Source organism: Flavobacterium muglaense (assembly GCF_014305155.1).
GTDB classification, from domain to species: Bacteria; Bacteroidota; Bacteroidia; order Flavobacteriales; family Flavobacteriaceae; genus Flavobacterium; species Flavobacterium muglaense.
This window is the reverse complement of sequence record NZ_JACRUK010000006.1, coordinates 51,507-65,226: the sequence shown is the minus strand read 5'-3', so window position 1 is coordinate 65,226 and position 13,720 is coordinate 51,507. Positions and strand designations below refer to the sequence as shown.

Below are 13,720 nucleotides of genomic sequence, written 5' to 3'. Positions count from 1 at the left end.
ACAAAACAACGATTAAGCAAAAAAAATGAAAGTAGCCATTTACGGTCAATATTATCAAAACAGCACAGAACCCATCATTCGGGACATATTCGTTTTTTTTAATCAAAACAACGTTGAACTTGTAATTGAAGCTAATTTTCTTGAAATGCTTTATGACAAAAAGATTGTACAAAAAGAGTACAACACTTTTTCGTCGCATACAGAACTTGACTCTACATTTGACATCCTAGTGAGTATAGGTGGTGACGGAACAATACTAAGAGCAGCTACTCTTGTTCGAGACTCAGGCATCCCTATTTTAGGAATCAATGCAGGGAGACTTGGTTTTCTTGCCACAGTGCAAAAAGAGAATATTCATGAATTTTTACAAATTGTTCTAGACAAAAAATACACCTTATCACAGCGCACCTTATTAAGTCTTACCTGCGATCCACCAAACGAAGCACTGCAAGACATTAATTTTGCCATGAATGAAATCTCCGTTAGCCGTAAAGACACGACTTCGATGATTACAATTGACACTTATTTAAACGACGAGTTCCTCAACTCCTATTGGGCAGATGGATTGATAATCTCTACTCCTACAGGATCGACAGGATACTCCTTAAGTTGTGGCGGTCCCATATTGACTCCAGATGTAAAAAGCTTGGTGATTACCCCAATTGCTCCACACAATTTAAACGCTAGACCGCTAGTTATACCCGACACCACAACCATTAAACTGAAAGTATCCGGCCGTGAGGATAACTACTTAGTGTCCTTGGACTCGAGAATTACATCGGTAGGAAACGAATCGGTTTTAACGATTAAGAAAACACCTTTCCAAATAAACATGGTGGAAATCCCGGATGAAACGTTTCTAAAAACCCTTAGAACCAAATTACTTTGGGGAGAAGATAAAAGAAATTAAACCTTTTTACAGCGAGCCTATACAATTTCAGCTTTTTTTTCGTTTTGATTAAACAACTTCAATAATGGATTCATTGAAATGTCTTTTTATGAAATAATCATGACATTTAACATATTGAATATTGATTCCTATTGATTATTATTATATTTGCACGCAATTTTAAATTAAAATGAATAAAATTTTCAGCTTATTTATATGCTCTTTGTTAAGTTTAACCATGCAATCACAAATACATGAAGTAGGTGTGTTTCTAGGAGGCAGCAATTACATAGGAGACATAGGACCAACTACTTATGTAGCCCCCAATGAACCTGCTTTTGGATTACTGTACAAATGGAACAAAAGTCCCAGGCATGCTTATCGGTTTTCGTATACGCAAACCAAGTTGACTTCAAGCGACCATAACTCTAAGGAACCTAGCAGGAATCAGAGAGGTTACGATTTTGAAAATAACATAAAAGAAGTATCTTTAGGCCTTGAATTCAATTTTTTCGACTTTAATTTACACAAATTAGAGCGTAAAGTAACGCCTTATGTATATTCTGGAATTAGCTATTTTAGATACGATGAGCTATATATTACAGGCGGATCAACTAGAATTGACAAAGCCGCAAATGGATTTGCAATCCCCATGACAGTAGGAGTAAAATCGAACATATGGCCTAATTTAATTTTAGGAATCGAAGTAGGAACACGCTTTTCCTTGACTGACAATATTGATGGAAGTAACCCCAAAAACAGCAGTTTAAAGCCGCTACGATTTGGAAACATAAATAATAATGACTGGTATGTTTTTTCTGGTATTACATTAACGTATACATTTGGAGAAAAACCCTGCTATTGCCCTGAATAAAAAAAATGGATTTACTAGATAAAATAGATAAGAATAAATTACCCCAACACCTTGCCATAATCATGGATGGGAATGGACGTTGGGCAAAACAACAAGGGTTACTAAGAGCTCTTGGGCACGAGAGTGGTACAAAAGCCGTTAAAACTACCATTACAACTTGCGCACAATTAGGAATTGAAAACCTCACATTGTATGCCTTTTCTACCGAAAACTGGAATAGACCAAAGCTTGAAGTAGATACCTTAATGAAACTACTGATAAAGTCGTTAAAAAAAGAACTCCCTACTCTTATCAAAAACAATATTCGATTGAACACCATAGGGAATATCGAAAAACTACCTTCATCGGCTCAAAAAGAACTTGTTGATGTTATTGAAAAAACAAAAAACAATACCCGAATGACCCTTACATTAGCCTTAAGTTATGGCTCTAGAGAGGAAATCGTAAATGCCGTTAAAAACATCAGTAATAAAGTTAAAAATAATATAATTTCAATAGACTCTATTGACGATTCAATTATAAATGAGCATCTTTACACGCAAAATTTACCGGATGTAGATTTATTAATACGAACAAGTGGAGAGCACAGAATAAGTAATTTTCTGCTTTGGCAAATCGCCTATGCAGAATTATATTTTACAGATGTATTGTGGCCAGACTTTAAAGAACAAGATTTATATGAGGCTATCGTTAGTTATCAAAAAAGAGAGCGTAGATTTGGAAAAACAAGTGAACAAATTAAATAATTTTTTAGTGTTAAACAAAAGTATAAAAGCAGTCCTTACCTTACTATTATTAGGTAGTTTTTCCCAAATTAAAGCGCAAGATAGAGTTCCTTTTGATCAAGGTAAAAAATACATCTTGGCTGACGTATCTGTCACCAGTAAAATTAGTTTTAACGAACAAACGGTAGTTACATTTGCAGGCCTCCAAAAAGGACAAGAAATAACCGTTCCTGGTGAAGAAATCAGTGCTGCTATTAAAAAACTAGGTAAACTAGGCCTTTTTGACGAAATCTCTTTCTACATCAACCACATTGAAAATGACAGCATCTACCTAGATCTTGACATTAAAGAACTTCCCAAATTAGGCGAAGTGAAATTTGTAGGGGTGAAGAAAAGCAAAGTAGATGCCCTAATTAAAGACAATTCCTTAACCAAAGGAAAGGTAGTTAATGAAAACTTGATTACGACTGCTAAAAACTACATCGAAAACAAATACAAAAAAGACGGATACTTTAATACTAAAGTAAACATCAATACAATCAAAGATACCGCTACCGTTAACCAAGTAAACATGCTTGTTAACGTTGATAAAGGTGATAAAGTAAAGATAAGCAAGATTGACTTTATAGGTAACGAAAAAATATCTGACAAGAAGCTTAAAAAAGCGATGAAAGACACCAAAGAAAAAAATATTTTTCGCGTTCTTAAAGTTTCAAAATTCATCAAAGATAAATACAAAGCCGACTTAGAAAAAGTTATCGCAGCCTACAAAGAAAAAGGATATAGAGATGCGAGAATTATATCAGACACTGTTGCTTTTGATAAAGCCAAAAACGCATTATCTATCAAAGTAAATGTAGAGGAAGGAAACAAATATTATTTTGGTAACATTAAATTCTTAGGAAACACTGTTTATTCTGATCAATTTTTAAACCGTATTGTAGGGGTTAAAAAAGGAGAAACATACAATGGTGTACTTCTGGAAAAAAGAATTGCAGACAAATCTAAACCAGATGGTGAAGATATTACCAACTTATACCAAAACAACGGATACTTATTCTCTAACATCAACGCTGTAGAGGTAAAAACAGCCAATGACACGATTGACTTTGAAATTAGAGTAACCGAAGGTCCATTGGCATACTTTAACCACATTACAGTTGTAGGAAATGACAAAACAAATGACCGTGTAATATACCGTGAGTTAAGAACGAAACCAGGAGAAAAATACAGCAAAGAATTATTAGTTAGAACCATTCGTGAAATTGGTCAATTAGGATTTTTTGATCCTGAAGCAATCGATCCGAAATTTAGAAATGTTGATGCTGGAGCAGGTACTGTAGATATTGAATACAACTTAGTTGAAAAAGGATCAAGCCAAATCGAACTACAAGGTGGTTATGGTGGTGGTGGATTCATTGGAACTTTAGGACTTTCGTTCAACAATTTCTCTGCTAGAAACATATTAAATAAAGAATCATACAAACCATTACCTATGGGTGACGGTCAAAAAGTATCTTTACGTTTACAAGGAAGTACCTACTTTCAAACATACAGTGTATCGTTCTCTGAACCATGGTTTGGACAAAAGAAACCAGTACAATTTAGTTCGTCCATTTCATATAGTAAACAATTTTTAAACAATTATGTTACTCAAAGTGTTGACAAAAGCAAAAGCTTCAACATATTAACGATGTCTATTGGATTAGCCAAAAGATTAACCGTGCCAGATGATTATTTTGTACTATCACAATCGTTAAGTTACCAACACTATGACTTGAATAATTACAACACTGGATTATTTACTTTTGGAAATGGTGCATCAAGAAACTTAGCTTATACATTAGGAATCTCTAGAAGTAACAAAGGGGTAAACCCAATATTTCCAACTTATGGTTCTGAATTTAGCTTAACTGGAAAATTCACACTTCCTTACTCTTTATTTAATGGAGTGGATTATGCAACCCTAGGTGATCAAGAGGCCTACAAGTTAAAGAACACTACTGATAGATCAAACCAAGTTGATGCTAATGGAAACACTGTAAACATTGGTGACTACATTGATGCTTCTGGAAACAAAGTATTCAACTACCAAGATGCAGCAGCAGATCCAGCACTAGTAGATCAAAAGAAATTTAACTGGTTAGAATATTACAAAATAAAATTCAAAGCAGACTGGTACACGAAAGTATATGGTAAATTAGTCTTAAGAACATTGACTGAATTTGGTTTCTTAGGTGCATACAATCAAGATAGAGGATCTATTCCTTTCGAAAGATTCTACGTAGGTGGAGACGGAATGGCAAATTACTCAATGGATGGTAGAGAAACAGTACAATTAAGAGGATACAAAAACAACAGTTTAACTCCTATCAATAGCGCAGGTGATCAAATTGGAGCAACGGTATACAATAAATTCTCTATGGAATTACGTTATCCTATAACATTGAAAGCTTCGGCATCTATCTATGCCTTAGCGTTCTTAGAAGCAGGATCATCATACGCCAATTTCAAAACATACAACCCATTTGCTTTAAGTAGATCTGCAGGTGTTGGTTTACGTGTATTCATGCCAGCGTTTGGATTATTAGGAATTGATTTTGCCCGTGGATTTGATCCTATAGGTGACAATTTACAATCAGTGACTTTCATCATTGGACAACAATTCTAAAAGAGTGCCATAGGAGTTTCTAACAAAAAGAAGTTATGAGAAAACAATTTTTATTTTTATTTTTGGCACTAGCTGTTGGTTACACAGCTCAGTCGCAAACCAGAGGAACAAAAGTTGGCTATATTGATATGGAATACATTTTACAAAATGTACCCAATTATACAGAAGCTTCATCGCAACTAGAACAAAAAGCTCAAAAATGGAAGCAAGAAATTGAAACCAAAAAGATTGAAATCACCAAAATTAAAGATGCCTTAAATGCCGAAAAAGCATTATTGACAAAAGAATTAATTGAGGAGAGAGAAACAGAGATCAAATTTCTTGAAAACGAAATGCTAGAATACCAACAAAGCCGTTTTGGACCAAGAGGAGATTTAATGATTCAAAAATCGTTATTAGCAAAACCTATTCAAGATCAAGTATTCACAGCAGTTCAAGATATTGCTGACGCAAAAAAATATGATTTTATCTTTGACAAATCATCGGATTTAACAATGATATATGCTGCAAAGCGATTTGATATTAGCGACCAAGTATTAAGAGTAATTAACAGAACCGACAAAAGAGAGCAACTGACCAAAAAACAACTTGCTGCAGAAGAAGCAAAGGACAATAAAGAAGATGCAATTGATGAAAATCCTGCTATGGCCGAAAGGCAAAAAATACTAGACGACAAAGCAGCAGCTAGAGAAAAACTACTTGCCGACAGAAAACTAGAACAAGAACAAAAAGTAAAGGAATACGAAGCAAGAAGGCAAAAATTGCTAGAAGATAGAGCTGCTAAAAAAAATGGCACGGTTTCTGCCTCTACACCAACAGAAGCGTCAGGCACAACTGCTAAGACTGAAGAAAAAACCAGTTCTAAGACTGCAGTAGAAGACGCTAGACAAAAACAAATTGATGATAACGCAGCTAAACTAGCCGAAAGAAAAAAAGCGCTAGAGGACAAAAGATTAAAAATTTTAAAAGAAAGAGATTCTATTAAAAAGGCCAACGAGCTAAAAATTAAACTAAAACAATAACTTAATTACTTAATATTTTAAAAACGATGAAACAAATCAAAACTTTATTAATTGCTGCATTATTTATTCTTGGAGCAAATCAAACGATCAATGCACAAGCAAAAACTGCACATGTTGATGTAAGTGAAATCATGTCTAAAATGCCAGCTATGCTAGATGCTCAAAAGCAACTAGAAAAATTGAGCACTACTTATGATGCAGATTACAAAAAAATGGTTGAAGAATATCAAGCTAAATTAAAGAAATACGAAGCTGAATCTGCAACTGTTACTGATGCTATCAACGGTGACCGTTCTAAAGAAGTTCAAGACATGCAAAAAAGAATTGTTGACTTTAGAGACAACGCTCAAAAAGAATTACAACAAAAAGAATCTGATATTGTAAAACCTTTAATGGAAAAAGTAAGAACTTCTATCCAAAAAGTTGGAAAAGCTAAAGGTTTCCAATACATCCTTGATGGTTCTACTTTATTACTTGCTGATGGTCCAAACTTGACTGCAGATGTAAAGAAAGATTTAGGTTTCTAATCTAAAGAAAATAAATAATCAAAAAACCGCTCATTACTTTCAGGTCTTGAGCGGTTTTTTTGTAGTGCTATTTTTTAGGATATTTAATCGAATGCGCTTAACTTTGTTTCAATGAACAACAACAAACCCATAGGAATCTTTGACTCAGGCATAGGAGGAACTTCAATTTGGAGAGAAATAAATCATTTACTTCCTAATGAAAAAACCATCTACCTAGCTGATAGTAAGAATGCGCCTTACGGCCAAAAATCTAAAGAAGAGATCATTGCGCTAAGCATGAAAAATACCGATCTACTTATTGAAATGGGATGTAAATTGATTGTAGTTGCCTGCAATACTGCAACAACAAATGCTATAAAAGAATTAAGAGCTAAATATGACATTCCTTTCATAGGGATCGAGCCGGCAATCAAGCCCGCAGCAACCAATTCGAAAACACAAACCATAGGCATACTTGCCACGCAAGGAACACTAATTAGTGAACTCTTTTATAACGCGATACAAAAGTTTAAAAACACAAAAATCGTAGAACAAGTAGGACACGGATTGGTACAACTTATTGAGAATGGCGAAATCAACTCGGCAGAGATGACGGAATTATTACAATCCTATTTACAACCCATGATTGCTGCAAATATTGATTACCTCGTTTTGGGATGCAGCCACTACCCTTATCTTATTCCTCAAATTAGAAAAATACTTCCAGAACACATCCAGATAATAGATTCTGGAGAAGCTGTTGCAAAACAAACTAAAAACATCCTTCAAAACAAAATAGGATTTTCATCGCATACGAATAACACCCCTGTTTTTTATACGAATACTAATCCTATTGTATTGAAAGAAATCTTAGAAAACAAATACGAAGTGATCGAAAAAGATTTTTAATTAATCGAATTTTCTTTTCACGAACCATATTCCATCTAAACTTAAGTTAACAGATATCTTATGGTAGTTTTCCTTTATCAAACCATTACTGACGCTACCTTTTTGCCCGTATGAATAAGTGACATTCAAAGCTGAAAAAGTTCTATTCTCAACCGGCAACGACACTCCTAAGGAAAGTGACATATTATTGATTCGTTTATTATCAACTTCTAAAAAACCGGTGTCGTAGTTAAAACCCGTTGCGTACTTAATACGATCAAAATAACTTCTAATATTTTTAGGTTTACTAAATGAAAAACCCATCGCAAATTTATCTTGATTGACATAAGTCCCATAGATATCCGATTGATTTGTAGCATTCCACAAACTCTTTGTATAATCCATGGTGAAGTTGACATTGTTCTTAAAAACCTTACTCACCCCAACTCCTACTTCTAATGGCAAATAATAATCAACCACATCATAGTTAGCATCTGTTTCTATAGTACTTGAAGTAAGTGTAGAACCATTATAAGAAGTAACTGATTGCGTTTTTGAAGCCCCTATTTGGCTAGGCGATTTAATATTGATACCTAAAGACATCGTTGAGTCTACTTGTACTTGTCCTCCTAGCGATGCTCTCACACCTTTGTAATAGGATGTTTTATCAATTGAACTAACCGAATTTGCAATCGTATAATCCCTTTTATCAATAATGTTTCCGAATAGAAAATTAGCCGAAACACCCAAAGCTACTTTCTTACCAATTCGATGCCCATAAGACATATTAAAATCATTTAATCCTCCAGAACCAGTTGCATTTAATGTATAACTCTCCGTACTGTTTTCAATTGGTAAAACCAAGTTTGAAATTTTATAGGTAGCACTAGAATAAGGTTTCAAAGACACGCTAACTGCTGACTTTGGACTTACGGGAAACGCCAAGGCCAGATGAGAAAACTGAACATTATTACGACTCTCTGTTTTAGGACTATTTTGATAAGACGAAAATATAGACTTCCCTCCTACATCAAACAGAAAATGATTTTGATACATAAAACCCAATGAAGCGGGATTAAGATTGTTAATTGAACTCGTAGAAGGCAAAGCAATTCCAGATGAACCAATCGATGCATTGGAACCAAAATCAGAATCATACAAGCTTCCTAGTCCATAAATAGAATAAGGGGAACTAGATATACTTTGTGAAAATGCAGACATATAAAAAAGGGTACATACAGCTGCAAGAATTATTTTATTTTTCATCTAATAAGAGATATAATAAATTTTCAATTGAATTTTATTGTTTTTATTTTTCTGATCCCCAAGTATCACACGGTTTACCGTTTTTGAAATATTAGGAATTGTCAACAATAGCGACAACTTAGAATCAGAATTTTTAATCATTTCGTTCTGCAAAAATGCACCTATCGAAATTTCGTAACCAATATTTTCGTTAAACTCATCTTTTTCCTTATTCAAGACAGCATAGGTAGCCGTTCCAGTATTATTCAACGTACCAGTAATTCTATTCAACTTATCAGCAACAAAAACCCGTAAAGAATCCGGCATTGGATAAGCGGTAGAATAACTATTGCTTACTGGTTTTATAATTAATTTAGCATCTACAATAGCTCCCTTGGTCGAGATGTACTTTAATTGTTTAATATTAGGAAAATCAACTTTACAAGCTATTCCCGTTCCAGACTGCACATAAGCACTATTTGATGTTTTAACACTAGACAAACTACTCGTAAAATCCTTCAAATCAACAATTTGCGCACCTGTCCTATCCAAACTAATATTATTAAACTGCTTCGAAGCATCTAAGATATTGAAATCAAGAGTCAATGATTCCTCTGTGTCTCCCAAATATTTCGAATAATACATACGAAGTACACTAGAACTATTAAATCCCACGACAGCAGTAGAGCTACTACTTGTTCCTTTGATCGCTACTCCTTTAAAATACTCTGTAAACTCATCAAAATTAGTTACTTCACGCTTTTTAATTTTTTGAAACAGCGCCTCTCCAAAAACATTATTTACCTTTAAAACCACAGAATCCTTACGAACCGGCGTAGGTTTGTAAGAAACAGATCCTAAACTTTCCGAATCATACGAAAGCTTAGAATCATTATAAAAATAATAATCATCATCTTTCACTTTGACTTTTTCAAGCAAGCGATGCATACTTATGGTTTGCACCTTTGTACTATCGCCATAGTAATAACCATCTGGCCTTAAAATCATTCGAATAGAATCAAACACATAATTAGGAGAATCTGTATCCGAACTACTCGAGCTTAAAGCATAGGTAGAACCGGATAACTGGAAATAGCTTTCGCTCTTTACTTTCCCAAAGTAAGGATCGTCATAATTCCCTATCAACAACCTACCTTGACTAGAAGTCACCAACGAATCTAAATTAATCGTACTTATATCAACAGTTAAAGTATCCACTAAAACAACCTTATTACTTACCGATAAATAATCTGATCCTACAACAAACTCTCCTGTATCTACATCGGAATCACAAGAGGTTATCAAAGCTCCAAGAAAAAGCACTAACAATACCTTATACATAAATGTTTTTTAACAAATATAGGAGAGCCCTTTTTATACTGCATTACAACATATACCATTGGAAGATTTACATCTATAAAAAGGCATAATTTATCTACAACTACTATTGCGACACCAGCATAAGCATTCAACTATACAAAAGCCTATTTAGTCTATAAAAACATCGCATACATATATCTTTATTTTTTAAAATAGATAATGCAACTACTTTTGAAACAATAAAAAATAATAATGAGAATAAAGATTTTTACAACTCTATTGTTTCTGTTTTCGTTTCTAAAAATAACAGCCCAAACTAATTATACTTTAGAACTAAACACAAAAACAGCACCAACAGAAAAAATGACCCGAAATGAAACCGAATTGGATTTTGGTCTTTCGACAAAAGTCAACGCTATCAATACAATAACAAATACTTTAAAATACAAACAAATAGGAGTTAACTATGAACTAGCCAAATATGACCTAGGTGATAATCTAAATCGTTTTACTAGTCTGGAAAATAAATTTGAACTTGCACATGAGATTGACTCTAAAACAAGCGTTGCCGTTGCAGTACAACCAACTGCTAATTTTGAAAAAAGTTTCAGCTTCAAAGATGTAATGTTACTTGCTTCCCTGCAAATTAAACATACTTTCAATGACGCCAATTCTTTTTCGATAGGAGCACAACGCACAACCCTTTTTGGAAAAATAGCCTTTGTACCAACATTTTCTTATTCGAATAAAATAAATAACAATACCACAGTCCAAATTGGATTTCCTAATTCGCAAATTTCTTACTCGAATAATAAACGGAACACCTTTTTAATCAACAATGATTTTCAAGGATCAATCTACAATTTAGCGACTAATCAAGGGACAAACAATTACAATGGTGCAACTAGAATGGCCTACTCACAAATGGCAACTACAGTAGGGTACGTGCGCAACATAGACTCGTTTTGGTCAATCAACTTGTCTGGAGGTTATGGTTTTAACAACAAGTATTATTTAACCGATGACGTGGCTAACGTAAAATACGATTTTAATAACAACAACGGCTATATTTTTAATATAGGTATAAAATTCAAACATTAATAAAAACAGTAAACAGATGAATATTTTAAGAAAAGGAATGGTATTATCTACACTCATCATGAGTATAGTAATGGTGAGTTGCAGTAACGATTCTACTACAGATGACTTGGTAGGAAACTGGATCAAAAAATCATCTTTTGATGGTCCTGCAAGATCTAGCGCAGCTAGCTTTGTTATAGGAAGCTATGCATATGTAACCACTGGTTATACTGGTGACGAGTACTTAAAAGACCTTTGGGCATACAACTCTGACGGAGATTATTGGGAACAAAAAGCCGACTTTAATGGTGTAGGACGTAGTGCTGCTTCAGGATTTGAACTCAACTCAAAAGGATATGTAGGTCTAGGGTATGATGGCACCAATAAACTAAAAGATTTTTACGAATACAATCCAACCAACAATACTTGGACTCAAAAAGCTGACTTTGCAGGTACTGCACGCTACTCTGCTGTAGGTTTTCAAGCAGCTGGAAAAGCATATTTTGGAACAGGTTATGATGGGAATTATCTAAAAGATTTTTACCAATACAACCCAACCGATAACTCATGGACCTTAGTAAATGGTTTTAGCGGAAATAAAAGAAGAGGCGCTAGTACATTTGTAATTGACGATAAAGTATACTTAGGTTTAGGTGTAAACAGCGGTACATATCAAGTAGATTTCTGGATGTTTGACCCAGCAACTGACACATGGACAAGAAAAAGAGATATCGACCAAGACGATAGCGATGATTACTCATACAATGATGATTATGTAATCGTAAGATCAAATGCCTCTGCATTTTCTATGAATGGTTTAGGATATATAGGTTGTGGTGAAAGTACGCGATCAATTTGGGAATACAATCCATCAGATGATGTTTGGACTGAGAAAACATCACTAGAAGGATCAGCTAGAACTGATGCTACCGGATTTGCAATTAACCAAAGAGGATTTATTTTATTAGGAAGAACTGGGTCATCGTATTTTGATGACGTATGGGAATTTAAACCATCAGATGAACAAAGCGATGATGATAATTAATACCATTAAAAAAAGCTGCTGGACTAGTATCCAGCAGCTTCTTTTGCTCGTAAACAAATATACAATTGTACTAGTACTTTGTATGACTCTATTTGTATCTTGCAAACAAAACGAAAACTTAAAACTTACTTCATTAAAAACAGAGGCCGGCTGGGGTTACACTATTAGTAATAACGAAAAAATCATTATTAAACAAACCGTCATTCCAGTAATAAGTGATAATAAGAGTTTCAAAACAGAAGAAGATGCCCTAAAAGTAGGCAACTTGGTCCTCCAAAAACTAAATGATAATGCATCACCCACTGTAACAAAAAAAGATTTAAATACATTAGCGATAAAAATCTAAATGACAATAGACGGAATAAAAAATAGTAATTCAAATAAAATACTAATACACAGTATCATTTGGTGTTTTTTCATGGCCACTTCACTTATTTCTTCCTATGAAAGTTATTTGTTGATTAACCTCGATTTCTACATTCAATGGAGCACTGGTATTGGTTTGTTTTATTTGAATTATTTTTATTTTGTACCCAATTTATTGTTACACAAAAAATACTGGACCTATCTTGCCATTGCACTTGGAATTATTGCTTTCTTTACAATTATACGGATCAACTACTTCATGCCGGACTTTAAAGAATTTGGTCCTCCAAAATTTTTTGATGCAAACGGGAAAGAAATCATCAGACCGTTGCGTTTTCGTAGAAAAGACCCCATTTTAATGCGCATATTTCCATCAGTATTTTACATCTTCATCATAGCATCTAGCACTGTAGTTAAAACACTGTCTGAGTTTTATGAAAATCAACAAAATAAACTACTAGCCGAGACGCACAAAACAGCAACCGAATTGAATTATTTGCGAAAGCAAACAAACCCTCATTTTTTATTTAATGCACTAAACAGCATCTATTCATTGGCTTACAAAAAATCAGATGTGGTTCCAGACGCTATTGTAACCTTGTCTGAAATGATGCGCTATATGCTGTATGAAACCGATAACAAAACGGTGTTGCTTGAAAAAGAAATCAATTATATTAAAAATTATATCGAACTACAAAAGTTACGATTAAATAATATTGAGAATATTTTCATAAATATTCATGGTGAAACTAGAAATAAACAGATAGAACCCTTACTTTTAATTTCTTTTATCGAAAACGCCTTCAAATATGGCACAGATTACAAAGGAGTCGCCCATGTTAAAATAAAAATCAGCATCACTGATGATGTATTAGACTTTTGGGTAGAAAACAGAATGGAAAACTATATAAAAGATCCTAAAAATTCTGGAATAGGGCTTACTAACATTGAGAGTAGACTCAATCTTTTATATCCCAATACGCACCGTCTAACGATAACTGAAACCGAAAATAACTATAGTGTTCATTTGAACCTTATTTTAGATAAAACACAAGCAAAAAGCTAATAAACAAGATCAACAATCCTAAA

At 33.9% G+C, this 13,720-nt stretch carries 13 protein-coding genes; 11 read left to right on the top strand and 2 right to left on the bottom strand.

Annotated elements, in window-relative coordinates; all coding sequences use genetic code 11:
• Window positions 1–25: 25 nt before the first annotated feature.
• From H8R24_RS04505 to murI, 7 genes are all read left to right on the top strand, one after another.
• Window positions 26–910 (top strand): NAD kinase, encoded by an 885-nt coding sequence (locus H8R24_RS04505; protein ID WP_187017368.1) that lies wholly within the window; start codon window positions 26–28, stop codon window positions 908–910.
• A 169-nt stretch (window positions 911–1,079) separates the two neighbouring features.
• Complete coding sequence (gene porG / locus H8R24_RS04500; protein WP_187017367.1) at window positions 1,080–1,763, top strand: type IX secretion system protein PorG; 684 nt, start codon at window positions 1,080–1,082, stop codon at window positions 1,761–1,763.
• Between the two features lie 5 nt (window positions 1,764–1,768).
• Window positions 1,769–2,509, top strand: coding sequence for an isoprenyl transferase (locus tag H8R24_RS04495; RefSeq protein ID WP_187017366.1), 741 nt, complete (start codon window positions 1,769–1,771; stop codon window positions 2,507–2,509).
• Window positions 2,442–5,159, top strand: a complete 2,718-nt coding sequence (locus H8R24_RS04490; RefSeq protein WP_187017365.1) for a BamA/OMP85 family outer membrane protein — start codon at window positions 2,442–2,444, stop codon at window positions 5,157–5,159. Before H8R24_RS04495 ends, H8R24_RS04490 begins: the two co-directional genes overlap by 68 nt.
• Window positions 5,160–5,194: 35 nt before the next feature.
• Window positions 5,195–6,181: an OmpH family outer membrane protein gene (locus H8R24_RS04485; RefSeq protein ID WP_187017364.1), complete on the top strand. Its 987-nt coding sequence runs from the start codon at window positions 5,195–5,197 to the stop codon at window positions 6,179–6,181.
• A 26-nt stretch (window positions 6,182–6,207) separates the two neighbouring features.
• The gene (locus H8R24_RS04480; RefSeq protein ID WP_187017363.1) at window positions 6,208–6,708 is read left to right on the top strand and encodes an OmpH family outer membrane protein; all 501 of its coding nucleotides are present in this window, start codon (window positions 6,208–6,210) and stop codon (window positions 6,706–6,708) included.
• 111 nt (window positions 6,709–6,819) lie between these two features.
• Window positions 6,820–7,596 carry a glutamate racemase gene (gene murI, locus H8R24_RS04475; RefSeq protein WP_187017362.1) on the top strand — a complete coding sequence of 259 codons (777 nt, stop codon included), beginning with the start codon at window positions 6,820–6,822 and terminating at the stop codon, window positions 7,594–7,596.
• Here the strand turns inward: murI and H8R24_RS04470 are convergent, their stop codons facing one another.
• Window positions 7,597–8,841: an aromatic hydrocarbon degradation protein gene (locus tag H8R24_RS04470; protein ID WP_187017361.1), complete on the bottom strand. Its 1,245-nt coding sequence runs from the start codon at window positions 8,839–8,841 to the stop codon at window positions 7,597–7,599.
• Window positions 8,842–10,161: a DUF4270 family protein gene (locus H8R24_RS04465; RefSeq protein ID WP_187017360.1), complete on the bottom strand. Its 1,320-nt coding sequence runs from the start codon at window positions 10,159–10,161 to the stop codon at window positions 8,842–8,844.
• 231 nt (window positions 10,162–10,392) lie between these two features.
• On the opposite strand from H8R24_RS04465, the gene H8R24_RS04460 reads away from it, so the two are divergent.
• From H8R24_RS04460 to H8R24_RS04445, 4 genes are all read left to right on the top strand, one after another.
• On the top strand, window positions 10,393–11,241 hold the full coding sequence (locus H8R24_RS04460; protein WP_187017359.1) for a DUF6268 family outer membrane beta-barrel protein: 849 nt from the start codon (window positions 10,393–10,395) through the stop codon (window positions 11,239–11,241).
• A 16-nt stretch (window positions 11,242–11,257) separates the two neighbouring features.
• Complete coding sequence (locus tag H8R24_RS04455; protein ID WP_187017358.1) at window positions 11,258–12,265, top strand: Kelch repeat-containing protein; 1,008 nt, start codon at window positions 11,258–11,260, stop codon at window positions 12,263–12,265.
• A gap of 82 nt (window positions 12,266–12,347) precedes the next feature.
• A complete protein-coding gene (locus H8R24_RS04450) occupies window positions 12,348–12,611 on the top strand; it encodes a DUF4907 domain-containing protein (RefSeq protein ID WP_225876767.1) in 264 nt (87 codons plus the stop codon).
• Window positions 12,612–13,697 (top strand): sensor histidine kinase, encoded by a 1,086-nt coding sequence (locus H8R24_RS04445; protein WP_187017357.1) that lies wholly within the window; start codon window positions 12,612–12,614, stop codon window positions 13,695–13,697.
• Window positions 13,698–13,720: the final 23 nt, after the last annotated feature.